5 protein-coding genes are annotated in these 4,954 nt (G+C 72.9%); 1 reads left to right on the top strand and 4 read right to left on the bottom strand.

All coding sequences use genetic code 11. The features are described from left to right. Window positions 1-126 precede the first annotated feature (126 nt). From L0P92_RS42120 to L0P92_RS42105, 4 genes are all read right to left on the bottom strand, one after another. Window positions 127-1,206, bottom strand: a complete 1,080-nt coding sequence (locus L0P92_RS42120) for a class I SAM-dependent methyltransferase (protein ID WP_234768422.1) — start codon at window positions 1,204-1,206, stop codon at window positions 127-129. Then, the gene (locus L0P92_RS42115) at window positions 1,203-2,387 is read right to left on the bottom strand and encodes a glycosyltransferase family 4 protein (protein WP_234768424.1); all 1,185 of its coding nucleotides are present in this window, start codon (window positions 2,385-2,387) and stop codon (window positions 1,203-1,205) included. Before L0P92_RS42115 ends, L0P92_RS42120 begins: the two co-directional genes overlap by 4 nt. Window positions 2,388-2,398: 11 nt before the next feature. Continuing rightward, window positions 2,399-2,797, bottom strand: a complete 399-nt coding sequence (locus L0P92_RS42110; RefSeq protein ID WP_234768421.1) for a 6-pyruvoyl trahydropterin synthase family protein — start codon at window positions 2,795-2,797, stop codon at window positions 2,399-2,401. Window positions 2,798-2,947: 150 nt separating this feature from the next. Next, window positions 2,948-3,931, bottom strand: a complete 984-nt coding sequence (locus L0P92_RS42105; protein ID WP_234768420.1) for a zinc-dependent alcohol dehydrogenase — start codon at window positions 3,929-3,931, stop codon at window positions 2,948-2,950. Window positions 3,932-4,039: 108 nt separating this feature from the next. On the opposite strand from L0P92_RS42105, the gene L0P92_RS42100 reads away from it, so the two are divergent. Continuing rightward, the gene (locus L0P92_RS42100; protein ID WP_234768423.1) at window positions 4,040-4,801 is read left to right on the top strand and encodes a CDP-alcohol phosphatidyltransferase family protein; all 762 of its coding nucleotides are present in this window, start codon (window positions 4,040-4,042) and stop codon (window positions 4,799-4,801) included. Window positions 4,802-4,954: the final 153 nt, after the last annotated feature.

The raw sequence follows: 4,954 nt of genomic DNA, 5'->3' as shown, positions 1-4,954 counted from the left end.
AGGCCGACGCGGGCGCGGTGGCCGACGCGAGGGCCAGGGCAGGCGCGTGGACGGGGGCCGGGGCGGGGGCCGCCGTACGTGCTGCCGTGCGCCGCGTGACACGCAGCCCTGCCACCGTCTCCACGCTCATGACGCTCCGCCCGTCGGCCGGCACAGTGCGAGCAGGTCGCTGTGGTGGACCACGACGTGCAGTTCGCCGGCCTCGCAGGCGGCGAGCCGTTCGCGCAGGTAGCGGTCGGCGCGCTCGCGGAGCTCGGGGCGTTCCTCGACCGCCGCGCCGACCCAGCCGCGCAGCCATTGGGCGGTGAGCGCCGACTCGCCGGGGCCGAGTCGCCAGGGGCTCGGGTGCACCTGCACGGTCGCGCCGTGCTCGGCGAACGCCTCGGCCGCCGCCGTGACGGCGTCCGGGCCGAGCATGCCCGAGCGGCGCTGGTGGGCGTTGAACGCCTCGGTGACCTCCGTGTCCAGCGGGTCTGACGGGGTGAGTTCGACCCGGCCCGCGACGGAGAGCGTCAGCAGCGCCGGGCACCCCGCGCCCGCACAGGCGGCGGCGAGGGTGTCGACCTCCTCGCGGGTGAGGACGTCGAGCAGCGCGGAGGCGGTCACCAGCGAGGCGCCCTTGAGGGCGTCCGGGGTGAGCCGGCCGATGTCGCCGCGGCGGGTCTCGACCGTGACGCGGCTGCCGTCGGCGCCGGAGCGCGGGGAGGCCACGGCGGCGAAGTGCAGCAGGTAGGGGTCGCGGTCGTGCAGGATCCAGTGCTGGGCACCGTCCAGGTGGGGCGCCAGCCAGCGGCCCATGGAGCCGGTGCCGCAGCCCACGTCGTGGATGACAAGTCCGGCCCGTCCGGGCAGGTTGGCGAGCCGGATCCGCAGCGGATCGAGCAGGTCGTGGGCCCGCGCGGCGGCGTCGGCGCCCTCGCGCAGTTCCAGCCACTCGGGGGCGTAGCGGGGCGGGTCGTCGGGCCCGGCGTCCCGGAGTCGTACGGTGGCCCGCTCCCCGGGGCGGAAGCTGGGCCCGGCGCCGAGGATCACGGCGTCCGTGTCGGATCCCGCAGATCCGGAGACACCGCTCACATCACCCTCCGCACCCTCCGCCGAAACGATCCCGCGCTGCGGATCGGGCAGTTGCGCCGCGTCCGTCGCGTCCCGCGGTCCCGGCTGGGCCGGGATCGTCCCCCCGGCCGGTGTCGTCGCCGTCTTCCTCATGCCGCCCTCCGGGGTTCGTTCGGCAGTCGGCCCAGTACCGCGGCCAGGCTGCGGGCCGTGCCGGCCCAGCCGTTCAGGGCGGCCCGGCGTCCCCGGGCCGCCGCCTTCAGCCGGCGTCGTACGTCCGCCTCGCCGAACCAGCCGCGCAGTTCGGCGGCGATGGCGGCGGGGTTCTCCGGCGGGACGAGGATGCCGGGGACGCCTCCGTCAGGGGCTCGGCCGACCGCCTCCGGCACTCCCCCGACGTCCGTCGCGAGTACGGGAATGCCGCGCGCGAGCGCCTCCGTCACCGCCATGCCGTAGGTCTCGGCGTAGGAGGTGAGCACCATGAGGTCGGCGGAATTGTAGCTGGCGTCGAGTTCGGCGCCGGCCTGCGGGCCCGCCAGGATCAGCCGGTCCTGGAGGCCGTGCCGCGCGATCAGGGCCCGCAGTCCGGCCACGTACTCGGGGTCCTGGTTCAGCCCGCCCACGCACACACAGCTCCACGGCAGGTCGGTCACCGTCGCCAGTGCCTCCACCAGCCGGTGCTGTCCCTTGCGCGGGGTCACGGCGGCCACGCACAGCAGGCGCGACACGCCGTCCGTGCCGGACGCGAGGGGCGCGATGTCGGCGCCGGGGGCGGCGACATGGACCCGCTCGGGGGCGAGGCCGTGGTGGGAGACGAGGCGGCGGACCGACCAGTCGCTGGTGGCGATCACCGCGGGGACCGCGCGGAGCACGGTGCGTTCCCGGGCGTCCAGTTCCGCGGCCACGGCGGTGTCGAGCCCCGTCTCGTCGCCGAGCGGGAGGTGCACGAGGACCGCGAGTCGCAGCCGCTCCGCCTCCGGGACGATGATCTCGGGCACTCCGCAGGCGACGAGCCCGTCGAGGAGTACGACGGTGCCGTCCGGGAACTCCCGCAGCGTGCGGGCGAGTTCGGTACGGGCGGCGGCGTCGGGGCGGGGCCAGCTGCCGTCCACCGCGTGCTTGTGCACCTGCCAGCCGAAGCCGGGCAGGTCCAGACTCACGCGCCGGTCATAGGCGTTGCCGCCGCTGGGCACGGTCGGGTCGTCGACGCCGCCCGGCATCACGAAGTGCACGGAGCGCAGGGACATGGGGATGATCTCGGCGTTCTTCAGGACGGAGTGCTGTACCGGCAGATAGCCGAGCTTGACCTTCTCCGTCTTTTCCGGCTTCTCCATCATCACGTCGGTCACAGGGCACGCTCGTAACTCGCCCACGCGACGTGCGACTCGTGCAGTGTGACGGTGAGACCTGCGAGGCCCTTGGCGCCCTCGCCCAGCGCGCCCTTCTCGATCCGCTCGGCGAGCCGGTCGGCGATGACCTTGGCCAGGAACTCCGTGGAGGTGTTGACGCCGGCGAAGTCGGGTTCGTTGTCGAGGTTGCGGTAGTTGAGCTCGCCGACGACGGCACCCAGTTCCCGGGTGGCCAGTCCGATGTCGACGACGATGTTGTCGTCGTCCAGCTGCTCGCGCCGGAACGTGGCGTCCACCAGGAACGTCGCTCCGTGCAGTCGCTGCGCGGGACCGAAGACGTCGCCGCGGAAGCTGTGGGCGATCATGATGTGATCGCGGACGGTGATGCTGAACAACGGACGACCCTCCAGGTGCGGTACGCCTAGTCCCCGGCTCATCGCTGCCGGGGATGCCGTGTAGTACGGCTCTTCGCTTCCCCGTGTTCAGCCGTCTCTCACTCTTTTCTCAGGTCAGGCGCTCTTGTCGTCCCCAATTGAACGAGTCCGTCAGGGCGTGTCCGCGTACCTGACGCGGTGACAGAGGGCCGGGATCTCCCCGGAGGCGAGCCTCGGCATCAGTTCGGGCAGGTCGGTGAAGTCGCTCTCCCCGGTGACGAGCGCGTCCAGGGCCGGGTCGGCCAGCAGGTCGAGGGCGAGGGCGAGCCGGTCGGCGTACGTACGGCTGCCGCCGCGGGCCGGGGAGACGGTGCCGACCTGGCTGCTGCGGATGTTCAGCCGCCGGGAGTGGAAGGCCTCGCCGAGGGGCAGGGCGACGCGCCGGTCGCCGTACCAGCTGAGTTCGAGGACGGTGCCCTCGGCCCTGAGCAGTTCGAGCGAGCGGGCGAGTCCCTGCTCGGTGGCGCTGGCGTGGACGACCAGGTCGCACTCGCCGAGCGCCTCCTCGGGCGAGGCGAAGGCGACGCCGAGTGCCTTGGCGATGTCGGCCCTGCCCGGGTCGGCGTCGACCAACTGGAGCCGTACGCCAGGGAAGCGGGCCAGCACGGCGGCCACCGAGCAGCCGACCATGCCGCCGCCGACCACGGCGATCCGGTCGCCGACCAGGGGCGCGGCGTCCCAGAGCGCGTTGACGGCGGTTTCGACGGTGCCGGCGAGGACGGCTCGTTCGGCGGGCACGGTGTCCGGTACGACGGTGACGGCGCTCGCGGGGACGACGTAGCGGGTCTGGTGCGGATGAAGACAGAAGACGGTGCGGCCGGCGAGCGCGTCGGGGCCCTCCTCGACCGTCCCGACACTCAGGTACCCATACTTCACCGGGGCGGGGAACTCGCCCTCCTGGAACGGTGCCCGCATCGCCGCGTACTGGCTTTCCGGGACCCCGCCGCGGAACACGAGCGTCTCGGTGCCTCTGCTGACTCCGGAGTACAGCGACCGCACCAGGACGTCGTCCTCGCCCGGTTCCGGCAGCGTGACCTCCCGGATCTCTCCTTCACCCGGAGAGCTGAGCCAGAACGCACGTGCGGTGCGGTTCATCGGAATCCTCCTGAACGATCGGGAAGCTGTTCACGTACTGCGATGTGCACAGGCCGCGCACAGTACGCGGCGATGATCGTCTCTGTCACCTGGCCGGAGGAATGTGCGGTGGCCCTGAACAACACGTACGAAGCAAGGCTGGTCCAGCAGGAGACCGCTGTGGGAGCGGGCGTGCAGATCCTGTTGCTGGCCCTGCTCGGTTCGGCGATCGGCATGGGGCCGGCGGGCTGGCTGACCGGCCTCGTCTTCGCCATCGCCACGTGGGCGATGCTCTCGCTGGCCCTGCACCGCTCCGGGCTCCGCTCCTTCGGCCCGGCGAACCGGGTCACGCTCGGCCGCGCGACGCTGGTAGGCGGCGTCACCGCTCTGGTCGCGGACTCCTTCGAGAGTTCACCGCCGGTGACGCTGTTCGTCGGCCTGACGGCGGTCGCCCTGATCCTCGACGGCGTGGACGGCAAGGTGGCCCGCCGCACCGGTACGTCGACGGCGCTGGGCGCGCGCTTCGACATGGAGGTCGACGCGTTCCTGATCCTGGTGCTGAGCGTGTACGTCTCGATGTCACTCGGCCCCTGGGTCCTCCTCATCGGCGCCATGCGCTACGCCTTCGTCGCCGCCGCCCGCGTCTGGCCGTGGCTGAACGCCCCGCTGCCGCCGAGCACGGCCCGCAAGACGGTCGCCGCGATGCAGGGCGTGTTCCTGCTCCTGGCCGCGTCCGGCTTCTTCCCGTACGCGGCGACGTTCGCGGTCACCGCGACAGCGCTGGCCGCGCTGGTCTGGTCGTTCGGCCGGGACGTCCTGTGGCTGTACCGCACGTCGCGTCCGCGCCGGGCGCGTGTCACCACGGAGGTCCGGGAGCTGGTGGCGTCCTGAACGGGCCATCGGTGGGTGGGTCGGGGACGCGCCGCGGGCGACTGCGGACCGGTGGGGGCTGGTCGCGCAGTTCCCCGCGCCCCTTTGGGGCGATGCAGCTCCGCGTCCTTCAGCCCGTCCGGCGTTTGAGGACGAGGCCGTCCTCAGCCCCCC

The sequence above is a fragment of the Streptomyces muensis genome (assembly GCF_021474425.1).
Taxonomy (GTDB): domain Bacteria; phylum Actinomycetota; class Actinomycetes; order Streptomycetales; family Streptomycetaceae; genus Streptomyces; species Streptomyces muensis.
This window is presented reverse-complemented; position numbering and strand designations above follow the sequence as displayed.